Annotated in this window: 25 protein-coding genes and 2 pseudogenes; 13 read left to right on the top strand and 14 right to left on the bottom strand. The window is 59.8% G+C overall.

Annotation, left to right across the window (positions count from 1 at the left end):
- Positions 1-11: 11 nt before the first annotated feature.
- The 7 genes from C7U61_RS13620 to C7U61_RS13650 form a co-directional block, all read right to left on the bottom strand.
- Positions 12-575 (bottom strand): TetR/AcrR family transcriptional regulator, encoded by a 564-nt coding sequence (locus C7U61_RS13620; protein ID WP_106998578.1) that lies wholly within the window; start codon positions 573-575, stop codon positions 12-14.
- Between the two features lie 94 nt (positions 576-669).
- Positions 670-1,758: a sn-glycerol-3-phosphate ABC transporter ATP-binding protein UgpC gene (gene ugpC / locus C7U61_RS13625; RefSeq protein ID WP_106998579.1), complete on the bottom strand. Its 1,089-nt coding sequence runs from the start codon at positions 1,756-1,758 to the stop codon at positions 670-672.
- Positions 1,759-1,851: 93 nt separating this feature from the next.
- Positions 1,852-2,727, bottom strand: a complete 876-nt coding sequence (locus tag C7U61_RS13630) for a carbohydrate ABC transporter permease (protein WP_106998580.1) — start codon at positions 2,725-2,727, stop codon at positions 1,852-1,854.
- 1 nt (position 2,728) lies between these two features.
- On the bottom strand, positions 2,729-3,634 hold the full coding sequence (locus C7U61_RS13635) for a sugar ABC transporter permease (protein WP_106998581.1): 906 nt from the start codon (positions 3,632-3,634) through the stop codon (positions 2,729-2,731).
- 71 nt (positions 3,635-3,705) lie between these two features.
- A complete protein-coding gene (locus C7U61_RS13640; RefSeq protein ID WP_106998582.1) occupies positions 3,706-4,974 on the bottom strand; it encodes an extracellular solute-binding protein in 1,269 nt (422 codons plus the stop codon).
- Between the two features lie 237 nt (positions 4,975-5,211).
- Positions 5,212-6,105 carry a sugar phosphate isomerase/epimerase gene (locus C7U61_RS13645; RefSeq protein ID WP_106998583.1) on the bottom strand — a complete coding sequence of 298 codons (894 nt, stop codon included), beginning with the start codon at positions 6,103-6,105 and terminating at the stop codon, positions 5,212-5,214.
- A gap of 4 nt (positions 6,106-6,109) precedes the next feature.
- A complete protein-coding gene (locus C7U61_RS13650) occupies positions 6,110-7,153 on the bottom strand; it encodes a Gfo/Idh/MocA family oxidoreductase (RefSeq protein ID WP_106998584.1) in 1,044 nt (347 codons plus the stop codon).
- Between the two features lie 136 nt (positions 7,154-7,289).
- Between C7U61_RS13650 and C7U61_RS13655 the strand changes: the two genes are divergently transcribed.
- From C7U61_RS13655 to C7U61_RS13665, 3 genes are all read left to right on the top strand, one after another.
- Complete coding sequence (locus C7U61_RS13655) at positions 7,290-8,336, top strand: substrate-binding domain-containing protein (RefSeq protein WP_106998585.1); 1,047 nt, start codon at positions 7,290-7,292, stop codon at positions 8,334-8,336.
- Between the two features lie 86 nt (positions 8,337-8,422).
- Positions 8,423-8,812, top strand: coding sequence for a group II truncated hemoglobin (locus C7U61_RS13660; RefSeq protein WP_106998586.1), 390 nt, complete (start codon positions 8,423-8,425; stop codon positions 8,810-8,812).
- A 7-nt stretch (positions 8,813-8,819) separates the two neighbouring features.
- On the top strand, positions 8,820-9,197 hold the full coding sequence (locus tag C7U61_RS13665; RefSeq protein WP_106998587.1) for a DUF423 domain-containing protein: 378 nt from the start codon (positions 8,820-8,822) through the stop codon (positions 9,195-9,197).
- A gap of 12 nt (positions 9,198-9,209) precedes the next feature.
- Here the strand turns inward: C7U61_RS13665 and C7U61_RS13670 are convergent.
- The 5 genes and pseudogenes from C7U61_RS13670 to C7U61_RS13690 form a co-directional block, all read right to left on the bottom strand.
- Positions 9,210-9,523, bottom strand: a pseudogene (locus tag C7U61_RS13670) (antibiotic biosynthesis monooxygenase).
- Between the two features lie 18 nt (positions 9,524-9,541).
- On the bottom strand, positions 9,542-9,820 hold the full coding sequence (locus C7U61_RS13675; RefSeq protein ID WP_106998588.1) for a hypothetical protein: 279 nt from the start codon (positions 9,818-9,820) through the stop codon (positions 9,542-9,544).
- Positions 9,817-10,215 (bottom strand): DUF2325 domain-containing protein, encoded by a 399-nt coding sequence (locus tag C7U61_RS13680; protein ID WP_106998589.1) that lies wholly within the window; start codon positions 10,213-10,215, stop codon positions 9,817-9,819. Before C7U61_RS13680 ends, C7U61_RS13675 begins: the two co-directional genes overlap by 4 nt.
- A 131-nt stretch (positions 10,216-10,346) precedes the next feature.
- A complete protein-coding gene (locus tag C7U61_RS13685) occupies positions 10,347-11,567 on the bottom strand; it encodes a TonB family protein (protein WP_106999099.1) in 1,221 nt (406 codons plus the stop codon).
- Positions 11,568-11,598: 31 nt separating this feature from the next.
- On the bottom strand, positions 11,599-12,051 hold the full coding sequence (locus C7U61_RS13690; protein WP_106998590.1) for a hypothetical protein: 453 nt from the start codon (positions 12,049-12,051) through the stop codon (positions 11,599-11,601).
- A 193-nt stretch (positions 12,052-12,244) separates the two neighbouring features.
- On the opposite strand from C7U61_RS13690, the gene C7U61_RS13695 reads away from it, so the two are divergent.
- The 7 genes and pseudogenes from C7U61_RS13695 (at position 12,245) to C7U61_RS13725 (ending at position 17,266) form a co-directional block, all read left to right on the top strand.
- Positions 12,245-12,418 carry a hemin uptake protein HemP gene (locus C7U61_RS13695; RefSeq protein ID WP_106998591.1) on the top strand — a complete coding sequence of 58 codons (174 nt, stop codon included), beginning with the start codon at positions 12,245-12,247 and terminating at the stop codon, positions 12,416-12,418.
- A gap of 9 nt (positions 12,419-12,427) precedes the next feature.
- Positions 12,428-13,483 carry a ChuX/HutX family heme-like substrate-binding protein gene (locus C7U61_RS13700; RefSeq protein ID WP_106998592.1) on the top strand — a complete coding sequence of 352 codons (1,056 nt, stop codon included), beginning with the start codon at positions 12,428-12,430 and terminating at the stop codon, positions 13,481-13,483.
- A 10-nt stretch (positions 13,484-13,493) separates the two neighbouring features.
- Complete coding sequence (locus C7U61_RS13705; protein ID WP_106998593.1) at positions 13,494-14,429, top strand: ABC transporter substrate-binding protein; 936 nt, start codon at positions 13,494-13,496, stop codon at positions 14,427-14,429.
- Between the two features lie 37 nt (positions 14,430-14,466).
- Positions 14,467-15,540 (top strand): iron ABC transporter permease, encoded by a 1,074-nt coding sequence (locus C7U61_RS13710; protein ID WP_106999100.1) that lies wholly within the window; start codon positions 14,467-14,469, stop codon positions 15,538-15,540.
- Positions 15,541-15,547: 7 nt separating this feature from the next.
- Positions 15,548-16,337 (top strand): annotated as a pseudogene (locus C7U61_RS13715) (heme ABC transporter ATP-binding protein).
- 164 nt (positions 16,338-16,501) lie between these two features.
- Positions 16,502-16,852, top strand: a complete 351-nt coding sequence (locus C7U61_RS13720; RefSeq protein WP_106998594.1) for a DUF883 family protein — start codon at positions 16,502-16,504, stop codon at positions 16,850-16,852.
- A 9-nt stretch (positions 16,853-16,861) separates the two neighbouring features.
- A complete protein-coding gene (locus tag C7U61_RS13725; RefSeq protein WP_106998595.1) occupies positions 16,862-17,266 on the top strand; it encodes a hypothetical protein in 405 nt (134 codons plus the stop codon).
- A 178-nt stretch (positions 17,267-17,444) separates the two neighbouring features.
- On the opposite strand, the gene C7U61_RS13730 is transcribed toward C7U61_RS13725, so the two are convergent.
- Both C7U61_RS13730 and C7U61_RS13735 read right to left on the bottom strand, forming a co-directional pair.
- Entirely contained in the window at positions 17,445-17,996 is a 552-nt protein-coding gene (locus C7U61_RS13730) for an RNA polymerase sigma factor (protein WP_106998596.1), read from the bottom strand.
- Between the two features lie 12 nt (positions 17,997-18,008).
- Complete coding sequence (locus tag C7U61_RS13735) at positions 18,009-18,215, bottom strand: NepR family anti-sigma factor (protein ID WP_106998597.1); 207 nt, start codon at positions 18,213-18,215, stop codon at positions 18,009-18,011.
- A gap of 260 nt (positions 18,216-18,475) precedes the next feature.
- On the opposite strand from C7U61_RS13735, the gene C7U61_RS13740 reads away from it, so the two are divergent.
- The 3 genes from C7U61_RS13740 to C7U61_RS13750 all read left to right on the top strand — a co-directional run bounded on the left by C7U61_RS13740 (position 18,476) and on the right by C7U61_RS13750 (position 22,281).
- Positions 18,476-19,270 (top strand): response regulator, encoded by a 795-nt coding sequence (locus tag C7U61_RS13740; protein WP_106998598.1) that lies wholly within the window; start codon positions 18,476-18,478, stop codon positions 19,268-19,270.
- A 147-nt stretch (positions 19,271-19,417) separates the two neighbouring features.
- On the top strand, positions 19,418-20,449 hold the full coding sequence (locus C7U61_RS13745; RefSeq protein WP_106998599.1) for a sensor histidine kinase: 1,032 nt from the start codon (positions 19,418-19,420) through the stop codon (positions 20,447-20,449).
- 473 nt (positions 20,450-20,922) lie between these two features.
- Positions 20,923-22,281, top strand: coding sequence for an NAD(P)-dependent oxidoreductase (locus tag C7U61_RS13750; RefSeq protein ID WP_106998600.1), 1,359 nt, complete (start codon positions 20,923-20,925; stop codon positions 22,279-22,281).
- Positions 22,282-22,287: the final 6 nt, after the last annotated feature.

Genomic DNA, 22,287 nt, shown 5'->3' on the forward strand with positions numbered 1-22,287 from the left:
CTCCGATAAGGTTAGAGCCGTGTGAGCTCGATCAGCCGGTCGATCAGCCTTTGGCGGGCGCTCTCGTCCAAGTCGTGGCTGCCGAGCAGGTCGGCAAGCCAGATCCCGTCGGCCGCCAGTCTGACGATCGCCGCATCCACCGAAGAGTCCGTGCCGACATATTCCTCGCTGCGCTCGCGCACCCATGCGTGCCACCGCTGCCGCAATTGCGGCTCCGTGAGCAGCACCATCGTCACCTGCGCCCAATCCTTGGTGCCCTGCGGCTGGTCCCGCAGCGCCAGACAGGCATGCAGATAAGCGCGGGTAAAGCGGCCATGCGGCAAGGGATCGGCCCGCATTGCTTCCTCGATCGCAGCATCCAGCCGCTCCAGCAGGCTGTCAAACAGCGCTTCCAGCAGCATGTTCTTGCTGGGGAAGTGATGCAGCAATCCACCCTTGCTGACACCAGAAGCGCCGGAGACGGCATCCAGCGTCACCGCCGTCATTCCCTTTTCGGAAGCAAGACGCGCCGCTACCTCCAGCAACTGCTGGCGGACGAACAATGGCTGCTTCTTTCTGTGGTGCGCGGTAGACATGGCGACATAACATACCAGTTGGACGGTTTCGTCAACGACCTACTTGATCGCCTCTAAAGCTTATCGAAATGACTGATCCTTCTGTTCCTCCTCCTTAGTTTACGGAATGATGGGCGGCATCGTTCTCATCGAAGATGCTAACCTTTGTTGCGTCGACGGCGAAGGCGATCGGCGAGCCGGTCGTGATCCTCGTCATGCCGGGATCCGTGCCGATGATCTTCGAGCCGTCCTTGAGCCGGACGTGAACGAGCGAACGGTCGCCCAAGCGTTCGACGGTCTCGACCTGGCCGCCGATGTCGCCCTTCTCCGCCGTCGTAACGACCAGATGCTCCGGCCGGATGCCGAGCGTCAGTCCGGAATTCGCAAGGCCATTGAGCGCGACCGCCGTCTTGATGACCGAACCGTCCGGCAACCTGGCGGTCGCAAGCCCACCTGCCTCGCCAACTCCCTCTATATTGATGAAGTTCATGCCGGGAGATCCGACGAACTGGGCGACATAGCGCGTTGCAGGCCGCGTATAGATCTCGACGGGTGTCGCCACTTGCTCGATCTTCTTGTTGTTCAGGAGCACGATACGGTCGGCGAGCGTCATCGCCTCCACCTGGTCGTGGGTGACGAAGACCATCGTTGCGCCCAGCCGCTCGTGAAGCTGCGCCAGCTCGACGCGCGTGCGGGTACGCAGGCCGGCATCGAGATTGGAGAGCGGCTCGTCGAACAGGAAGACGTCGGGCTCGCGCACGATGGCGCGGCCGATCGCGACACGCTGGCGCTGACCACCTGATAATGCCGAGGGCTTGCGATCGAGAAGATGCGGCATTTCCAGGATCTTCGCGGCCTCTTCGATGCGTCTTGCGATCTCGTGCTTGGGCGTTTTGATATTTTTCAGGCCGAAGGACATGTTCTCGCGGACCGTCATGTGCGGATAGAGCGCGTAGGACTGAAAGACCATCGACACCCCGCGCTCGCCCGGCGGCAGCTGATCGACACGGCGCCCGCCGATCCAGATCTCTCCGCTGGTGATCGTCTCGAGACCCGCAATCATACGCAGCAAGGTCGACTTGCCGCAGCCCGAGCCGCCGAGAAAGACGACGAACTCGCCGCGCTCGATCGTCAGATCGATGTCGTTCAGAACCTGCACGGCACCGAAATGCTTGGTGAGGGATTTGATATTGATTCCTGCCACTTCACGCCTCCTGCGGAAAAATCGAATTCATCGAACTTGCCATTCATCGCGCTCCGCCCGGCGCCTGCCGCCGGAACGGAGCTTCCGCATTGGTTATTTGACGGCACCTACCGCGACGCCGCGCGTCAGGGTCCGTTGGAAAATAAGGAAGAAGATGATCGTTGGCGTTATGCCAAGCAGAGAAGCGGCCGCAATCGCGGTCGGGTCCTGCGTATTGGCGCCTGACAGCACGCCCATGGCGACCGAGACGGTTTGATTGTTGTTGGAAACCAGAAACACAAGCGGGATCAGGAATTCGTTCCACGTCCAGATGAAGAAGAAGGTCGCCAGCACCGCGAGCGTCGGGCGCAGCACCGGCACGATCACCATCCAGAGAATCTGCCACCGCGTCGCATTGTCGATCTGCGCCGCCTCGATGATCTCGCGCGGGAAGGTCGCCATCACCGAAGACAGAAGATAGGTTCCGAATGCGGTATGCAGCACGCCGATGATCAGGATAACCGAGAGCATCGAGTCGAACAGGCCGACCTGCTTCGACATATAGTAGAGCGGATAGACCAAAGCCTCCTGCGGCGCCATGATGGATATCAGCAGCAGGACGAGAAGCCCTTGCCCGCCCCGCACCCGGCCTATGCCGATGGCATAGGCATTCAGCAGGCTGAGGACGACGGCCAGAATGGCGGTGCATCCGCTGATGAGAACGCTGTTGAAGAGCTTGCGGGGAAAATCCACGGTCGCCCAGAAGTTCTTGAGCGCCGTCAGATCGAAACTGTGCGGAATTGCAAGCGGACCATTGGCGGCATAGTCAGAGGGCGTCTTGACGGCGTTGATTGCCGCGAGAAAGAACGGAAAGAGCGTGCCCGCAAGAAAAACCAGCAGGATGCCCAGGACGACCCAGCGGCCGAAGCCTCTTCTTGCGCGATGTTCCGCCGAAACGACCTGTGTGGAAATCGAGGATGCCGTTGCCATCTCAATGCCCTCCTTCGGCCTGCTTCGACTGCATGCGCAGGAAGACGACGCCGAGTATGATGGTCATGACCGTCTGCAGCGTCGCGATGGCTGCCGCATATCCGACGCGGTTCGTCGTGAAGAAATGATAGTACGACAGATAGGATGGGACCGTCGTCGCATTGTCCGGTCCGCCTGACGTCAACACGTAGATCGGCGCGAAGACCTTGAGCGCCGCAATCAGCGTCGTCAGCGCGACGACGAAAATTTCGGGCATCAGCATGGGAATGGTAATGGCGCGGAAGCGCGCGAACCAGCTCGCATTGTCGAGTTCGGCGGCCTCGTAGAGCGAAGGATCGACGCGCGCCAATCCGGACATGAACACCACCAGGCAATAACCCACCTGCACCCAGACGATAACGGCCGAAACCGCCCACAGCGCATAGGTGGCATCCCCGAGCCAGTTCTTCGCCATGAAATCGAGGCCGATCGCCTTCAGCACCGCATTGATGATGCCGATCGGGTTGAGAATCCACGCCCACAATACGCCGGCTGCGGTCAGCGGCAGAATCTGCGGCAGGTAGAAGCCTGCGCGAAAGAAGCTCGACCACGTCTGACTGAATTGCGCACTGATATAGTCGAACAGCACGGCCGCCAGCACCAGCCCCAAGAGGATGGGCACGATCGTCATCGAGATGATGAACAGCAGCGTATGCTGAATGGAGCCCCAGAAAGCCGCATCATGAAGCAGCCGCTGGTAGTTCTCGAAGCCAACATATCGCGGTGGGATGACGCCGCCTTTCCATGTCGTGAAGCTGATCGCGAAATTGGCAATCAGGGGAACCAGCACGATAAGAACAAAGCCCAGCACGCCGGGAAGCATATAGAAATAATACCCCGCCCTGCCGGCGCTCTTCGACTTATCCATCGAAATCCTCCAGTCCGATACGGCAAGGCGGCATGGAAGCCGTCTTGCCGTTGTGATTGTCGCCGATGGTGCTATTGCGCTGCCTGCACGTCGTCATAAGCCTTCTTCAGGCGCGCCACGAACTGGTCAGGCGTGGTCGAGCCGTTTACAAGGCCGGTGGTCGCCTGGATCAACAGTTCGTAGTAGCCGGGCACCGGCCAGTCCGGGTAGAAGCCGAGGCCGCCCTTGCCGGAGATCTGGTTGAAGAGCTCGACATTGCGCTTGCCAACTTCGTCGGTGACCGAAGCCGGATCGGCGGCAATGGCAACGCCACCGAGATTGGCCTGCAGGTTCTGGTTTTCCTTGCTCAGGACGAGATCGATGAACTCGTAGGAGAGATCCTTGTTCTTGGCGCTCTTCGGTACCATGAACAGGTTGCCGGTCGAACCCACGCTGTACTTCGGGGTCGGGAAGATGAACTGGCTCCACTTGAACTTCTTGATCGAGCTTGCAAAGTTACCATTGTTCCAGGTGCCGCTGACGAACATCGGAGCTGTTCCCGACGAGAAGAGATTGTCAGCGCCGCCCGTACCCTTCAGGCCGGTCGAATCCTTCGAAATATAACCCTTGCTCACCCAGTCGGCGATCTTCTGAGCGGCGAAGAGGAAAGGTTTGGTATCAAGCGGTGCCTTGAGGCCCTGATAGTTCTTGACCCAGGTGTCGTCAGCCTGCGTCAGCGCAAGCGTATAGACTAGGTGCTGCGCGTTGGAATCCACCGTACCATAGGCAAGCGGCGTAATGCCTTTCTTCTTGAAAGTGTCGAGAGCAGCTTCGAATTCGTCTAGCGTGGTCGGCACTTTCACGCCATTGGCCTGGAACATGTCGATATTGTAGAAAACCGAAACGAATTCGCCATAGACGGGAATACCGATAATCGGGCCGGAACCGTAGATGCCGTTGGCATCGTATTTGCTGAGCTGGCTGTTGGTCTCGTTGAGGATCTTGTCCCAGCCGCGCGCCTTGAACTGGTCATCGAGCGGCGTCAGCAGCCCCTGCGAGGCGACGAGGCCAGCCGTGGCGTTGCCCTTGTTGTACTCCAGAACATCAGGCGCCTGATCGGAATTGAGGATGAGGCTGCCTGCCTTCTGCAATTGCTCGAAAGTCTTCTGTTCGAAATTGATCGTGACGTCGGGGTGCCTGGCTTTCAGCTCTTCGAGCGCCTTGGTCCATGCCTTGGCTTGCGAAGTGTCCGGCAGCTCGAACCACCAGACGTTAAATGTCTTGCCCTGCGCTTGTGCCACGCCGGCGGCCAACAGAAGCGACATGCCGGCGGAGATCGCCAGCTTCGAAAAAATATTCATATATTCTCCTCCACCATGCGAACCGTGACGGTATCTGTCCGATGACATGGCCCGCGCTGCCACCGGCGTTTTCCTCTCACCTGCGCCAAGCGCCCGCCTGCCCCGTGGGACAATGTGCGGACGCTCGGCAGTTCCTCCGTTCAGGTATCCGTCCTGCCCTAAGCGCCGACCGCCCCGGGCATTTCCATTAACGCACAACTTGCCTCTTAAATCGATGCAGTTTTGCAGATGCGTGCGTTACTCGACGAAGTCCCCACCGCGGCTTGCCTTGAGATAGTTCAGGCCGTGAACCTGGCCAGTCATTTCGAGCGCATCGCGATAGACCGGATCGTGCCAGCCCTCGATATCGATGGAGCCGGACCAGCCGGCCAAGCGCAGCTCGGAGATGATATCGGTCCAGTTGCTGTCGCCGAAGCCGGGCGTGCGCATGAAGACGAACTTCTCCTTGCCGAAGATGCCGTGCTCCTTGATGACATCCCAGCGGATCGTCGCATCCTTGCCGTGGACGTGGAAAATCTTTTTCGCCCATTTGCGGATCTGCGGCAGCGGCTCGATCAGATAGACCATCTGATGGCACGGCTCCCATTCCAGGCCGAGATTGTCGTCGGGGGTCTCATTGAACATCAGTTCCCAGGCATCCGGGTTATGAGCGATGTTCCAATCGCCGGTCGCCCAGTTGCCGTCCATGGCGCAATTTTCGAAGGCGATCTTGATGCCCTTGTCGGCGGCGCGCTTCGCCAGCTCGCTCCAGATTCGCTTGTAGCGAGGCAGACTGTCGGTGAGCGGCTGATTGCGGATACGGCCGGTGAAGCCGGCAACGCAGGTCGCACCGAAATGATGCGCGTTGTCGATGCAGTCCTTCCAGCCCTGCAGCGTCTGCAGGTCCATCTCGCGCTCTTCAAGCGGATTGCCGAACATGCCGAGAGTGGAGATCGTGATATCGCGGTCGCCGATAGCGTCGCGGCAGCGCTTGCCGAGCTCCGCAAGGTTCTGGCCGTTGGTGGTCTGCCAGAAGAAAGGCTCGAAGCTTTCGAAGCCGAGATCGGCGATCTTAGCGATGTTCTGGGCGGCATCCTCGTTCGTCGCCCTGATCATCGTGCCGATGCGGATGGCCTTTGCCGGATTTGTCATGATGTCACTGTCCTTGTGCTGAAATGTCGACGCGCCGGCCGGTCTTGGCACTTTCGATGGCGCCTAAGACCATGGCGAGGCTGCGAATGTTGTCACTGCTCGCCGTTTCCGGCGGCTTGCCGGTTTTGATCGCCTCGATGAAGGACGCGATGACGCTGGCATGGCCATGCGTCTCCTCCTCGTGCTTCGGCGCGGGGACCTCGATCGGCGTAAAGCCATGCAGCAGACCTGGCTCATTGCCGGCGACACTGGCCTCGAAATTCTCTTCGCCGTCCCAGGTCAGCATGCCCTTGCTGCCGGTGAGCCGCCATTGGCTCTCCCAACTGGTGCGCCTTCCCTCGGCACACCAGGAACCGCGATAGCTGAAGACGACATCATCGGACAAATCGAAGAGCGCATGGGCCGATGCGCCATGCTTGTACCAGGAGCCTACTGGGTTCTTTTCGATGCAATAGACAGAGAGAGGCACCTTGCCGGACACGAAGCGCGCCGCATCGAACGTATGGATCGCCATGTCGAGCAGCAGCACATTGTCCATCTCCTCGCGGAAGCCGCCAAAATGCGGACCGAGGAAGAAATCGCAATGGACGCCCGTCAGTTCGCCGATCGTCCCCTCCTCCACAAGACGTCGCATGCGACGGATGCCGGAGATGAAGCGGCGGTTCTGGATGATGGCATGGACTTTGCCCACTTCCGCCGCAAGGTCGATCAGAGCAGCACCTTCGGCAAGCGACGTCGCCATCGGCTTTTCGCTCAAGACATGGCAGCCGCACTTCAGCGCCGTAGACACCACGCCGAAGCGCGCGGCGGGAATGACGATATCGAAGACGATATCCGCCTTGGTCGCCGCAATAACGTCAGCAAGATCGGAACCGATAACGGCGCCTTCGAGAGAGAATTCTTTCGCAAGGTTTTCGGCGGTCACTCGATTGAGATCGACCAGGCCGACGATCTGAATGGATTCGGCAAGCGCCGGCGTCGAGGCGATGGCCCTGAGCCAGCCCTTGGACATAGCTCCGCACCCGCACAAAATGGCATTAAATTTCACGATGTCCTCCAGCGGGCGGTGCGTAAACCCCTCATGACACGCGCTCCGTAAACGTTTACGATACTATGCGAAAAGATTTTCCTGTGTCAATAGAGGAGGACTACGGAAAATGGCGCATGGAGGAAAACTGCGGCCGATGAAGGGAATTCGTCAGCTTGCCGAGCATCTCGATATTTCGATCGGCACAGTATCACGCGCATTGAATGGCAAGCCTGATGTCAACGAGGAGACCCGCAAGCGCGTTCTCGCCGCTGCCGAGCAGCTTGGCTATGTCGCCAACCAATCCGGTCGCAGCCTGCGGCAGGGCACGACGAACGTTATCGGCCTGATGATCCAGTCCAGCCGGGAAACGGTTGAAAACAGCGACAATTTCTTCCTGACTGTGACGGGCGGGCTGCAGAGCGTATTCTCGCGCCACAAGCTCGATCTCATCATGCTCCCCTGCCCGCATGACGAGGACCCTTATGAATATCTGAAGCGCATGGTGGCAAGGCGTATCGTCGATGCGCTGATCATTTCGGAGACGCAGCGCGTCGACAAGCGCTTCGACCTGCTTGCCAAGGCGAAAATCCCCTTCGCAGCGCTCGGCCGCAGCCTGTCGGGCGCGCAGCATCCCTGGGCCGATCTCGATTTTGACGGCGTCGCCAATGCCGCCATCGACCGGCTTATCGCGCATGGGCATCGCCGCATTGCCATCAGCGCGCCCGCAAGCGAGATCAATCTCGGCTTCGTCTTCGTGGAGGGCTATCGCCGCGCGCTTGAGCGGCATGGCATTTCCTACGACCCAGCCCTGGTCCTGCGTGCGAAATCGAGCGAACAGGGCGGTTATCAGGTAGGCGACGAATTGCTGCGTCTCGAAAACCGGCCGACCGCCGTGATCCTGATCTACGAGTTGATGGCGATCGGCCTCTATCGCCGCCTCATGGAAGCCGACGTCGTTCCAGGTCGCGACATTGCCGTCGTCAGCTTCCGCGAGGCGCCGCGCGCCAAATTCCTCCAGCCGGCGCTGACCTGCTTTCGCACCTCGGTACACGATCTCGGCGTCGAACTCGCCGAAATCCTGCTCTCCTGCATGCCAGCCTATAGTGAGGAATATCCTAGAAGATCGCGCCAGACGGTGTGGCCGCTCGAACTCATTCCCGGCGAAAGCGACGCGTTCCAGCTTGCGAGCCCGAGCAACTAGCGCCGAAACGCCGCACTGGCCGCTTCGACGGTTGCAGCTTCGCCTTTCAATTGCCATGTAGAACACCGCAAAAGAAAGGCGCGAGCTTGAGCGACGAAACCATCACACTCTACGAGGCGATCGGCGGCGACCGAACCGTGCGGGCGCTGACGGCGCGCTTTTACGACCTGATGGACACGTTGCCGGAGGCAGCCAATTGCCGCGCCGTGCATCCGCCGAGCCTCGAGGGCTCACGGGAGAAATTCTACGAGTATCTGACCGGCTCTCTCGGCGGACCGCAGCTCTATATCAAGAAGCGCGGCCATCCCCGCCTGCGCAGCCGCCACTTCGCTGCCGCCATCGGACCACAGGAGCGAGACGAATGGCTGCTGTGCTTCCGCCGCGCCATGGATGAAACCATCGGGAACGAAAAGCTGCGGGCCATCATCTGGGAGCCGGTAGAGCGTCTGGCCTTCCACATGCAGAACAGGGAATGAGGAAAACATGAGCATTGGCGGGATAATCCGTCCGGCCACCCTGTTTATCGCCGGCATCCTCGGCGGCGGCGGTGTCGCACTTGCCGCAGCCGCAACTCATGGCGGCGACACGCATTTCCTCGGGGCAGCCTCCACCATGAGCCTTGCCCACGCCCCTGCCCTTTTGGCGCTCTATGCCGGCTACGATCGCATTCGCACAGCGCCTGTGGCCGCAGTCCTGCTCGGATTGGGAACGCTGATCTTTGCCGGCGATCTGATCATCAGGCATTTCGGCGGCGGCTCGCTCTTTCCACTGGCTGCACCGACAGGAGGAATAGGCATGATCGCCGGCTGGGCGGCGATAGCGCTCGGCACATTCTTCAGGACGAGCCCGGCAAAGGCGTAACTATATCTCGGCCTAAATACCTGTAACGACAGCAAAACCTTCGAATTGCGGAGGCCCCCAGTAGAGCCGCTTGTTGTCGGCTGCATTGCGATGCGCCATGCGAAAATGTTCGGATTTCGTCCAATTGATGAAAGCATCTTCGCTGTGCCAGGTCGTATGCGAGGAAAACAGGGTATAGCCCTCCTCCACGCTCGATTTTCCGCGCAGAAGGCGGAACTCGATAAACCTGGGACTTCCGACAGGCGGGAATCGCGCCTGCGCCAAACCTCTTCGAATTCGCCTTCCAAACCGATGACGACTTTGAAGCGGTTCATGGCGATGTACATGGCGACCTCGTTCGACGATCAGACCTTCTTGCGGCGTGCGGCAGTCTTATCCACGGCGGGCCCAAAGGCAACGACATTTGCGCCATTGCGGCTCGCGTCATCGAGCGGCTGCTCCGGCGCCTCTCCTGGCTGCCGCGTCTTCCAGACGGGAAATGTCGTGACATTCGAAGCCCGCCGTTGTTCCTCGGCCCGGCGCATCAGCAATTCATGGAGTTCGGGCACCAGCCCATCGCCATTCTGTGCGGCCAGCTTGTGCAGGCCGATCAGCATGAACCCGTCAGGGCCATTATCGATCATCTTGAAGCGTCTCGTTCTTTCATGGTCTGCAGCGCCCGTTCGAGGCTGGATTTGCTGCCATTACGCAAGGGAATGAACGCCTTGCCGAATTTCTTGCAGCCAGTCTTCACGCGCAGGCAGGCATCATGGCTGATACAATCGATCGGGCAGAAGACGCAGTCGACCGATGGTAGCACCGTGTCGATGCGCGAGACTGCCTCGCGCAGACCGCCATCATGATGGATGAGCTCGGCACCGAAGTTGCTGGCGATCTGGCGCAGATGCGCCACCTGGCAATCGCGACCGCCGACATAGAGGAAGCTGCGCACATCGAGAGTGGATTTCCCGGAAACCTGCGCCCTTGTCTGCGCCTCGCGGCTCTCGCTGCCAGAATCCCTCTTCCCCTTACGCGCCATGCATCACCCGTTTGCTGGTTGCTCTTCCATGCTCGATTCCACCGAGCATGGGGCGACCTTAATAAACATGAGTTTGGGAGTAAAGTATAAAGTTGAGAATTTAAATCATATTTAGACGAGAGAAGCGGCTGTTATCGCCCTCCGACCTGAACCGCCTGAGTGAACGGCCAGGTCGGCCTACCCCATTCGGAAGGCAGCGATGGAAATGGAGCGGCCTTCCGCACTTGCTCGATCACAGCCTGGTCCAAGCCGGAATCTCCGGAACTGCGCGCAACGGAGAGAGACCGAAGCTCGCCGTCCGAACCGATCGTCAAACGCACGACGAGCGTCAGGCCCTTCTCATATTTTGATGATACGCGCTGCACATAGCGTTTGATGCGGGCCTGCACCTTGCCTGTATAGTTTGCAATCGCCGCATCGCCTGAGCCGGTCCTGCGAGCATTCAGCTGTGAATTGTTATCGGATTGCGCGTTCTCCGTGCCGTCGACCGATCCCCTCTTGGAATCCTGATCGTTTTGTCCACGCGATCCGGATTTCGTCTTAGCCACCTTTGCGGCGAGCTTTTTCACTTCCTTCGGCCGTTCAACCGGCTTCGGCTTCTCGACAGGGGTTACGACCGCTGCGGGCGGTTCGATCGGCTGCGCCTCCGCAACCCGGGTCTCCACCGGCTGCACCGGTTCAGTTGGCTGGACGATCGTCGTCTCGGCCGGTGTCTGCGTCGCCAAAATCTGCGGCTGTTCCGGAGCCACCTCCATCGGCTGAGCCTGCTCGACGGATTGGACGGGTTCAACGGTTTGCATCTGCGGTGTTTCCGCCTCCTGCGGCTGAACGACATTCGGCTGCGGCGGTTGCGCCTGTTCGGGCGTGACTTCAGTCGGCTGCACCGGCTGCGGCTGCACGGCCGCTACCTGTTCTGGTTCGAGCTGCGGGGGTTCCTCGCCCGTAGCCATCTGGTCGGTGTCGGAATTGCCGATCATGATGACGCTGACGGTATCGCCCGCCTCTTCCTGCGCTTCCTCAGGCGTCGCTACGAAAGTGAACAACAATATCGTGATGATCGCAGCATGAAACAGGCAGGATCCGACGCCGGAGAAAAGCAGCGACGTCCTGCGCCCAGCAACGGTTTCACCCGACCTTTCAGGCAGCGCCTCTATCGGCAGGTGCTCGGCCGTCTCAATCGGCGCAGCCTCTGCCGGATGCTCCGGATAGGAGCTGATTTGTGTGAAACGGCTGTAGTGCGCCACGGCTTCGGCCGCCGGGGGTCGCGCTACGCCATCGAGGCCGCTCAGTTCGTGGCCGGGCAGCACGCTCGGATAGTTGTCATTCAAGCCGCCGTTGGCGCGGCGTTTCATGGAAACTTTCGCCGAGCGCATTGCCATGGCTTCAGCCTTCGAAGGGAACCGATGTCTGCGAACGCGTGGCTAGAGCGGCCTTGCACTCACCCGCCGCCGGACCGTCGCAGACCGGCGTGTCATTGATGATGATGCGGGAGACCGTTTCGCACTTGAGGCCCGGCATATCGAATTGCCGCACCCGCTTCTTGCCGAGCGGTAGGTCACGGAAATCAAGCACCGTAACCCGGTCGACGGCATTCTTGTCGTTGAAGAAGGCAAGCTCGAAAGAGATCTTGTTGATCGGTGTCGCCATATCGTTTTCGGCAACGAAGGTCATCATGCATCCCTTCTGGGAGGGAGCCAATGCATTGAGCTCGACAGTGAGCTTGTGCGCAGCCGATGCGGGTGCCGCAGCATTCGCATTCTGAGCGAAAGCGGAAACAGAAGATGCGGCGGCAAACAGCCCCGAGGCAGCGAGCGCCAAGATCGTTTTCGTCAGCATCGGCATGTCTCCTGAAGGTTTGACACCACTCGCCCGACCCAGCGCGGCCTGGGCGTGTATCGTCAAAAAATTTAAACTTGACTCTGTAAGTATCCTATTGTGTGTTTATGAAACCATGAGTATGAGAGTCAAGATAAATTTGGCCGCGCAATGGTTCGGCCCCCGATGAATTTTTCAGGCAAAACTAAACAGGATGATTGCTGAAAAGACCCCAACGCCGCCGGTGCAATGCATGGCCGCACCACAGATACGAATTGTCGAGAGCACGGATATTTTCCGGGGCCAGAGCGAAATCATGATCAAGCACGAGGGCGTCATCTACCGCATGAAGATTACGCGCCAGGGCAAACTCATACTGAACAAATAGGCATGACAGATGACTGAGACGACCAGACCGACCCCAGCCGAAATCCGGGCCTTCCGCACCGAGAACCCCAAGATGCGCGAGCGCGACATCGCCGCCCGCCTCAATATTTCCGAAGCCGCTCTTGTGGCGGCGGAAGTCGGCATCTCTGCCATCCGCATCGACCCCAGCGTCGATCGCTTCCTGGAGCGGATCGCCTCGCTCGGCGAGATCATGGCGCTGTCGCGCAACGAAAGCGCCGTGCACGAGAAAATCGGCGTCTATGAGAACATGAAATTCGGCGCGCAGGCGGCGATCGTGCTTGGCGAGAATATCGATCTTCGCATCTTCCCGAAGCGCTGGGTGCACGGCTTTGCCGTCACAAAGACGGATGGCGATCAGAAGAGGCTGAGCCTGCAATTCTTCGACAAGGCCGGCGATGCCGTCCACAAGGTGCATCTGCGCCCTGCCTCGAATGTCGATGCCTATCACGCTATGGTCGCCGAGCTGCGCGTCGATGATCAGTCGCAGGAGTTCGTCGAAGATCGTTCAGGCCATGACAATGGCGCAACGGATGGCGACGTGAGCCGCGACGAATTGCGCGACCACTGGAGCCGCATGACCGATACGCACGAATTCTTCGGCATGCTGAAGAAGCTGAAGATCGGCCGCCAGGACGCGATCCGCACCGTCGGCGACGATTATGCGTGGAAGCTGGACGCCGGCGGTGTTGCCGAAATGATGCACGCCTGCGTGCGCGAGGGCCTGCCGATCATGTGCTTCGTCGCCAACGAGGGCACCGTACAAATCCATTCCGGCCCAATCCACAACGTGCAGACCATGGGTCCATGGATCAATGTCATGGATCCGACCTTCCATCTGCATCTGCGGCTGGATCACATCGCCGAGACCTGGGCCGTGCGCAAGCCGACCAAGGACGGCCATGTCACCTCGCTGGAGGCCTACAATGCCAAGGGCGAGATGATCATCCAGTTCTTCGGCAAGCGGAAGGAAGGCTTCGATGAACGCCCCGATTGGCGTGCCATCATGGAAAGCCTGACAAGAGCCGGCACCTGCGTCGCCGCATAAGAGATGGTGCATGATGATATTTAAGAATCTTAAGCACATCAGACAACGGGAAATCGCCCTGATCATAGGGGTGATGGCTCTGCCGCTCCTGCCGGCCAATCCGACCGCCGGCCTTGGCAGCTTCGTGCGTCACACGCATGCTGCCGAGGCGGCACCGAAGATCGGTACCTCACGCCTCGTCACCATCGGCGGCGATGTCACCGAAATCGTCTATGCGCTTGGCGAAGAGAATCGGCTCATCGCCCGCGATTCCACCAGCCTTTATCCCAAGGAAGCGGCCAAGCTTCCCGATGTCGGCTATATGCGCGCGCTATCGCCGGAAGGCATTCTGGCCGTCAATCCGACCGCCATCATCGCCGTCGAAGGCTCCGGCCCGCCGGAAGCCTTGGCCGTGCTGCGCAATGCCAGCCTGCCTTTCGAGACCGTGCCGCAGGCCTATGATCGCGATGGCATTCTGGAGAAGATCGTCGTCGTCGGCACACTGCTTGGCGTGCCGGACAAGGCAGAGGCCCTGAAGGACAGGGTCGCCGCCGATCTCGATGCCGCGATCAACGATTCCGCCAAGCGCCCGGAAGCCGAGCGCAAGCGCGTGCTCTTCGTGCTGAGCAGCCAGAACGGCAAGATCATGGCTTCGGGCACCAACACGGCTGCGGACGGCATCATCAAGCTGACAGGCGCCATCAATGCGATCAGCGGCTTCTCCGGCTACAAGCCGGTGACGGACGAAGCGATCATCGAGGCCAAGCCGGACGTCATCCTGATCATGGATCGCGAGGGGCCGCTATCGATATCGAACGAGGACCTGCTGAAACAGCCCGCCATTTCGTTGACGCCGGCCGCGAGTCAAAAGGCGATCGTGCGCATGGACGGCCTGCACCTGCTCGGCTTCGGACCGCGCACGGCCAGCGCCATCCGAGAGCTGAACGCGGCGATCTACGGAGGCTGACGTGGCATTCAACCATGCCACGGCAGGGCTGAAGCAGATGCCGCAAATCACGGCACGCCGACCCGAAGGGGATCGCACCGCCCTGGCAATCCTTGTCCTCGCCGGCCTCGTCCTGGTTTCGGCCGCTGCCCTTCTCTTCTCGATCACGACGGGCGCGTCGAATGCTTCGGTCATCGACGTAATAACGGGTATGATGAGCGGCGGCGCGGAAAGCACCCTCAGCATCCGCGACCGCATCGTCATTTTCGACATCCGCCTGCCGCGCGCCGTCCTCGGCTTCCTGATCGGCGGAGGGCTGGCGGTTTCGGGTGCTGTCATGCAAGGCCTTTTCCGCAATCCGCTCGCCGATCCCGGCTTGATCGGCGTCTCCGCTGGCTCCAGTCTCGGGGCGGTCGCCATGATCGTCCTCCGCGGCGGCGTACTTGCATCCGTGGCACATTTCTTCGGCATTTACGCTCTGCCCATCGCCGCCTTCATCGGCGGGCTGGCAACGACGATACTGCTTTATAAAGTCGCGACGCGGCACGGGCAGACCTCCATCGCGACCATGCTGCTCGCCGGCATCGCGCTCGGTTCGCTTGCGCTGGCGGTGACCGGAATCCTGATCTACATGGCCGACGACCGGCAATTGCGAGACCTCACCTTCTGGAGCATGGGGTCGCTGGCGGGCTCGACCTGGAGCAAGGTCGCGGGTGCCGGCCCCATCATCATCCTTTCCCTAATGCCCCTGCCCTTCATGGCGCGCGGGCTGAATGCGCTGACGCTCGGTGAAGCGGCCGCCTTCCACATGGGAATATCGGTGCAGCGGCTGAAGAATATTGCAATCGTCAGCGTTGCCGCGGCGGTCGGCGCCTCCGTCGCCGTCAGTGGCGGCATAGGCTTTGTCGGCATCGTCGTACCGCACATTCTGCGCATGGTGATCGGGCCGGATCATCGCTTCCTGCTGCCTGCCTCCGCGCTGCTCGGCGGCTCGTTGCTGGTCGTGGCCGATGTCGTTGCCCGCACCATCGTTTCTCCGGCCGAGCTGCCGATCGGCATTCTCACGGCCGGTGTCGGCGGTCCCTTCTTCCTGTGGATGCTGCTGAGACAGCGCTCGCGCCTCAGCCTGTGAGTTCGCGATGATCGATGTTTCCAATCTGAGCGTCCGGCTTGCCGGCAAGCCGGTCGTTCAGGACATATCCTTCACGGCCGAGGCCGGAACGCTGACGGCAATCTGCGGACCGAACGGCTCCGGCAAGACCACCACGATGAAAGCCATTTCCGGTGAACTCGCCTATCGCGGCAGCGCTCGAATGAACGGCGCCGAGATCGCCGGCCTCGCGGCCTGGCAGCTTGCCGAAATGCGCGGCGTCCTGCCGCAGGCAAGCTCGATATCCTTTCCCTTCACCGTCCGCGAGATCGTGCGCATGGGCCTGACAAGCGGGCGCAACCGTCATCCCGATCAAACCGATCGTATCGCGATGGAGGCGCTCGCCGCCGTCGATCTCGGCGGCTTCGAAGGGCGGCTCTATCAGGCGCTCTCCGGCGGCGAACAGCAACGGGTGCAGCTCGCCCGCGTGCTGTGCCAGATTTCCGAGCCGGTCATGGACGGGAGACCGTGTTGGCTACTTCTCGACGAGCCGGTCTCCAGCCTGGATATCCCATCAGCTCACTATCATGACACTTGCCCGGCAATTCTGCCGGCGCGGTGGCGGCGTCATCGCCGTCATGCATGACCTCAACCTTACTGCACTTTTTGCCGATCGGATAGTTCTGCTGAAGAGCGGCCGGCTGCAGGCCAAGGGTTCGGTCCAGGACGTGCTGACCGATCGGCATCTTCAGGATGTGTTCGGATGCAATTTACGGGTCAATCGCGTTCCCGCCGATGGTGCTCCATTCGTCCTCGCACATAGCGCGCTGGAGGACTGAGAACTCTCCGTCCGCCGGCTCCTGGAACCTTTTGTTGCATCCGCGCGTTGAGAGCGGGTGATCGGAATCGATGTTCCGAAGGCTATCGGTGCGTCAAGGGACCTCCGATCATCGCGAATAACAGGTGCCTTCAGGTGCCGAAGCAAAGCGAAAGGGAGCTGAACATGGCTACATCCATCCTTCATTCGGCGCGCGGCAAGCGCAATGGCAGCAGCCTGCACGATGTCGAGGCAAGCATCGAAGATCAGATCGAATCGCTGCGCGAAGAAGTTGCAGCCTTCGCCAAGCTGCTCGGGGAGAGCGGCGCAAGGCATGGTAGGAAGTTGCGCGCAACTGCCGAGTCCAATTTGGACGATCTGACCGTTCGCGGCGAAGAGCTGCTGCGTGATCTGCAGCGCGGCTATGCGAGAGGTTCGCGCGAAGTGCGCAGGACCGTACGTCAGCATCCCGTCGCCACCATCGGCGCGGCGGCTGCATTCGGCCTTGCGGTTGCCCTGCTTCTGTCTCGCCGCTAGGGTGGCGGGATGATCGCCCCGATCCTCGGCCTGCTCCTGTCAGGCACATTCACCCGCACCGTTGCGCGAACCAAGCGCAGCGGTATTTTCATCGCCGTCGCGGCCCTTCTCCTGCTGACAGCCTATGCCTTCGCGCTAATAGCGGCAGCCATCTGGCTGGCAACGATCTATGGCGCGGCGCTCTCCGCATTGCTGATTGCCGCAGGTGCGCTGTTGCTCGGGCTGATCGTCCTGGTCGTCATGTCCATCATCAATCAGCAGGAGAAACGCCGGGCCCGCGAACGTTTGCTGGCGACCGAATCGCTTGCGGCCGCGGCGCTCGGTCTCGTGCGCAAGCAACCGCTGATGACTGCTGCCATTGCCGCCGCTCTTCTCTTCGGAAATCTGTTCGGCACGCGCGACGAAGACGATTGAGCCGGCATCCACGAAGCGCATGAATCACGGAAATGAGTAGGAATGAGAAAAGGTCCGGTCGATAGCGCCGGACCTTTTTCTTAGAGCAGTTCCAGGAAAGTGCGAAGCGGCTTTCCTGGAATTGTGTAAAAACAAAGAAATCGAACATTTTCGCGATTCGAAGAAAAGCGAACCCGTTCTAGAAAGCGAATGCCTTTGACGTCAACGGCGCGGAGGTGGCATCCGGTCCGAAATCCGCCTCGCCGGAAATATCCAGCAGTTCCTGCAGCCGCTGGCGGGCGCGATTGACCCGGCTCTTGATGGTGCCGACCGCGCAGCCGCAGATTTCGGCCGCTTCTTCGTAGGAAAATCCCGACGCACCTACCAGGACGATAGCTTCACGCTGATCCGGAGGCAGCTGATCCAGGGCTTTACGGAAGTCCTGCAGATCGACGGCGCCATATTGAGAGGGGTGCGTCGCCATCGATTCCGTGAACACGCCGTCGCTGTCCTGCACCTCGCGGCCGCTCTTACGCATCTGGCTATAAAGCTCGTTGCGGAGAATGGTGAAGAGCCAGGCTTTCATGTTGGTGCCCATCTCGAAATGATCCTGCTTGGCCCAAGCCTTCATGATCGTATCCTGGACAAGGTCATCGGCCCGGTCGTGCCGACCGGTCAGCGAAATGGCGAAGGCCCGAAGGCTGGGTAGAGCTGCGAGAAGTTCGCGTTTGAAACTCGTTTGCGTTTCCATCGCATCCACCTCCTATTCGGAGACCTTTGCGGAGGCCAAACGCTCAGCTTGATCGAGCTTTTCTAAAAGGTCGAGAAAGCGATCCGGAATGGCCTCGTCCTGCACGGCGGCGTAGAACGAACGCAACCGGTTGCCGATCTGATTATTGGGATCGAGGATATCCACCGCGCGCAGGTCCGATGTCTTCTTGTCTGCGTCCTCGTGATTCTGGATAGTCATTTAACCCGCTCGCTTTTCATTTTTCTCGCGTTCATGGATAAGACGCCCTTGTCTCCCGTCCGGAAGGCCGATCGACCTCATTCAAAAACAATTGCCTGACGAATCGTAAAGGTTGAGGTCCACCGATTGTAAGCATTGTAATGCGACTGCCTAAAAAAAGTTCCGACAAAGAGGAACTTTTTTACTCAACTGACGTTTGTTAGTCGTTGCGGCCTGCGGGCTGTATTTAATTAGAATTTGATAAAAGGCGGGAGCCATTGATGACACTTTCCACACGCATTGCGCCGCATCTTCCTTACCTGCGGCGTTATTCACGTGCCTTGACCGGAACGCAGACATCGGGGGACGCCTATGTTGCTGCGGTTTTGGAAGCCATCATCGCCGACATATCCATCTTTCCGGACACGGACAGCGACCGTGTCGCACTTTATAAACTGTTCACGAAGCTGTTCGGTTCCGTGACACTTCAGATTCCCGAGCCTACCTCTCCTTTCGCCTGGGAACAGCGGGCCACCGTCAACCTCTCGAAGGTTTCGCCGCTCGCCCGCCAGGCATTCCTGCTTGCCTCCGTTGAAAGTTTCCGCCTCGGCGAGATCGCCGATATCCTCGATGTTTCGGAAAGCGATGCGATGCACCTGCTCGACACGGCTTCCCAGGAAATCTCCCGGCAGGTGGCGACCGATATCATGATCATCGAGGACGAGCCGCTGATCGCGATGGATATCGAACAGATGGTGGAAAGCCTCGGCCATCGCGTCACCGGCATCGCACGCACGCATGCCGAAGCGGTCGCCCTCTACAATGCGACGAAACCGAGCATGGTGCTTGCCGATATCCAGCTTGCCGACGGCAGCTCCGGCATCGATGCCGTCAACGACATCCTCAAGACTGCCAGCATACCGGTGATCTTCATCACCGCCTTCCCCGAGCGGCTGCTGACCGGCGAGCGGCCGGAGCCGACCTTCCTTGTGACCAAGCCTTTCAACCCAGACATGGTAAAGGCCCTCATCAGCCAGGCGCTCTTCTTTAACGAAACCACAAAGGTGGCCGCCTGAGTCAAGTGAAAACCTTACGGCGGAACAAAGACAATGACCGGGCGTTTGTGTGCGAAACGGCCGGTTTACCGACTGTTATCCGGGATGATTCTATAGGTCGGTTCAAGTTGTTGCGACTGAGAATACCCTATCGGCGGGGTTCTCGAAATGCGTGTGAAAGGCAAGCCGGTGAATACGTCTGAACCATTACCCGGCGCGCCTTTGAGTTTGGAAGGCAAGGCCGCTCTGATGGAGCGGGCGCTCGCGAGCGCCAGTGTGTCCATCCTGTTTCAGGACGCAAATCTTTCGATCCGTTATGCCGACAATCTGCCGGATCATCTGCAGCAGTCTGTCGTCATAGGCGGCAACGACTCGCATCTCTTTGGCGACAAGGACGGCGAGCACCTTTCGCGATTGAAGCGGGGCGTGCTCGATAGCGGCAAGCCGGCAACCGCCGAGGTCGAGATTCCCAGCGGCGACGGCATACGCATCTATGAACTGAAAATGGAGCGGGTCGGCGGGCGCAAGCCGCAAGGCGTGCTGTCGATCATCTCCGAAGTCACCGAAAGCCGCCACCGCGAAAAAGTGCTGAAATCGCTGCTGCGCGAGTTGTCGCACCGTTCCAAGAACCTGCTTGCCATCATTCAGGGCATCGCTACGCAGACCGCCCGCCACACGCTTTCCGTCGACAATTTCCTCATCAAGTTCCGCGGCCGCCTGCAATCCCTGTCAAATTCGCAGGACCTCATTACGGATTCCAGCTGGCGGGGCGCCTATCTCTTCGAACTGGCGGAGAAGCAGTTCGCACCCTATTGGCCGGATGCCGGCGTACCCATGCCGATCTATGGCATCAATGCCCATCTTACGCCCAATGCCGCCGTGCATCTGGGCCTTGCCCTGCATGAGCTCATCGTCAATTCCGCATCGCACGGCGCCATCTCGACGGGCGCAACCAGCATCACGCTGAACTGCAGGGAAGCCGAACTCGATGGCAAGAAGGCGATCGAAGTCGCCTGGTCGGAGCGATTCTATGCCCCCTCCGATCACGAGTTCGAAGATAACAGCTTCAGCCGCACGGTACTCGAGCGCGTCGTACCGACATCCATGAACGGCCGCGCCGATTTCGCCATCGACGACGGCAGCATCGGCTATCGGATCATCATTCCCGAAACCGAATATGAAATCCTGAGACGCCGTTAAGGCTGAGGCAAAATAAAACAGCCAGTGCGAGGGCGGCGCACTGGCTGCTTTGCACTCATCGGGAGGGGACCGTGAGTAGAAGTCCTGAGATGTATTGGGCGTGCATCGGGAGATGCGATCATCATCAGGACATCAACATAACGATGCTGCACAGCCTTGGTTCCGTGCAGAGCCAAAAAAATTCATCAGTCTTTCACATTTCAGCGCGGCTGAGGAGATGACGCTTATCGGCGCCCGGGCACGTGCCCGCTGTCATCATTGCCATTCAAGCTTTCGCAGTTCTCCTCTCCGAAAGCAGGAAATCCATTAAAATCATAAGTTTAAGGCTCATGAGCCGGTGCTCCATGAAATAATTATTCCATAGCTGACGATGCTCCGCGACGCGCTTTGCGGTCAAAATTTTACCGTTTGATAAATTTTTTCAGCTGAGTTACCGTTCCAGTACTAGCCGTTTACTATAAGAGGGAACTTCAATGGGACGACTGGAAACTGGGATTCATAAAGGCAGGCTCACGCCCGCCGAATATGATGCGAACTTTTCCGATCTTCACCCGCGCCTTACCAAACACGAGGCGCTGGTCGCAGCCGACCGCTGCTATTTCTGCTATGACGCGCCGTGCATGACGGCCTGTCCCACCTCCATCGACATTCCGATGTTCATCCGCCAGATCTCGACGGGTAATCCGATCGGCTCGGCGAAAACGATCTTCGATCAGAACATCCTCGGCGGCATGTGCGCCCGCGTCTGTCCCACGGAAGAGCTCTGCGAGCAGGCTTGCGTGCGCAACACTGCCGAAGAGCGTCCGGTCGAGATCGGCCGGCTGCAGCGCTATGCGACCGACACGGCCATGGCGGAAAACAAGCAGTTCTATACGCGCGCCGAATATACCGGCAAGAAGATCGCCGTCATCGGCGCCGGACCGGCTGGTCTTGCCTGCGCGCACCGTCTCGCCGTCAAGGGGCACGACGTCACCATCTTCGACGCCCGCGAGAAGGCCGGCGGCCTGAACGAATACGGCATCGCCACTTACAAGGCGGTCGACGATTTCGCACAGAAGGAAGTCGATTACGTGCTCGCCATCGGCAGCATCGAGGTAAGGAACGGCCAGGCGCTCGGCCGCGATTTCAGCCTTTCCGACCTTTCCCAGCAATATGACGCCGTCTTCCTCGGCCTCGGCCTTGCCGGCGTCAATGCGCTGCGGGCGGAAGGCGAGGATCTCGAGGGCGTCGCTGATGCCGTCGCCTACATTGCCGAGCTGCGCCAGGCCGGCAACAAGGCCGATATCGCCGTCGGCCGCCGCGTCGTCGTTCTCGGCGGCGGCATGACGGCAATCGACGCCGCCGTGCAGGCGAAGCTGCTTGGCGCCGAAGAGGTGACGATCTGTTATCGCCGCGGCAAGGAGCACATGAACGCCTCGGAATTCGAGCAGGATCTCGCCGCCTCCAAGGGCGTCATCATCCGCCATTGGCTCGCCCCGAAGCGCATCCTCGAGAAGGACGGCAAGGTTGCCGGTATCGAGGTCGAATATACCGAGCTGCGTGACGGCAAGCTCGTTGGTACCGGTGATATCGGCGTCATCGCCGCCGATCAGATTTTCAAGGCGATCGGCCAAACGTTCGAAGCGTCGGGGCTCGGCGCGCTGCGCATGGAATCCGGCCGCATCGCCATCGATGGCGAAGGCCGGACCTCGATCGAAGGCGTCTGGGCCGGGGGCGACTGCGTGGTTGGCGGCGATGACCTGACGGTCTCGGCCGTGGCGCAGGGTCGCGATGCAGCCGAATCCATCAACCGTGCGCTTGGCTCGGCCATCCCGGCCGCTGCAGTCGCCTGAAAGGAG

The sequence above is a fragment of the Rhizobium sp. JAB6 genome (assembly GCF_003024605.1).
GTDB lineage: Bacteria > Pseudomonadota > Alphaproteobacteria > Rhizobiales > Rhizobiaceae > Rhizobium.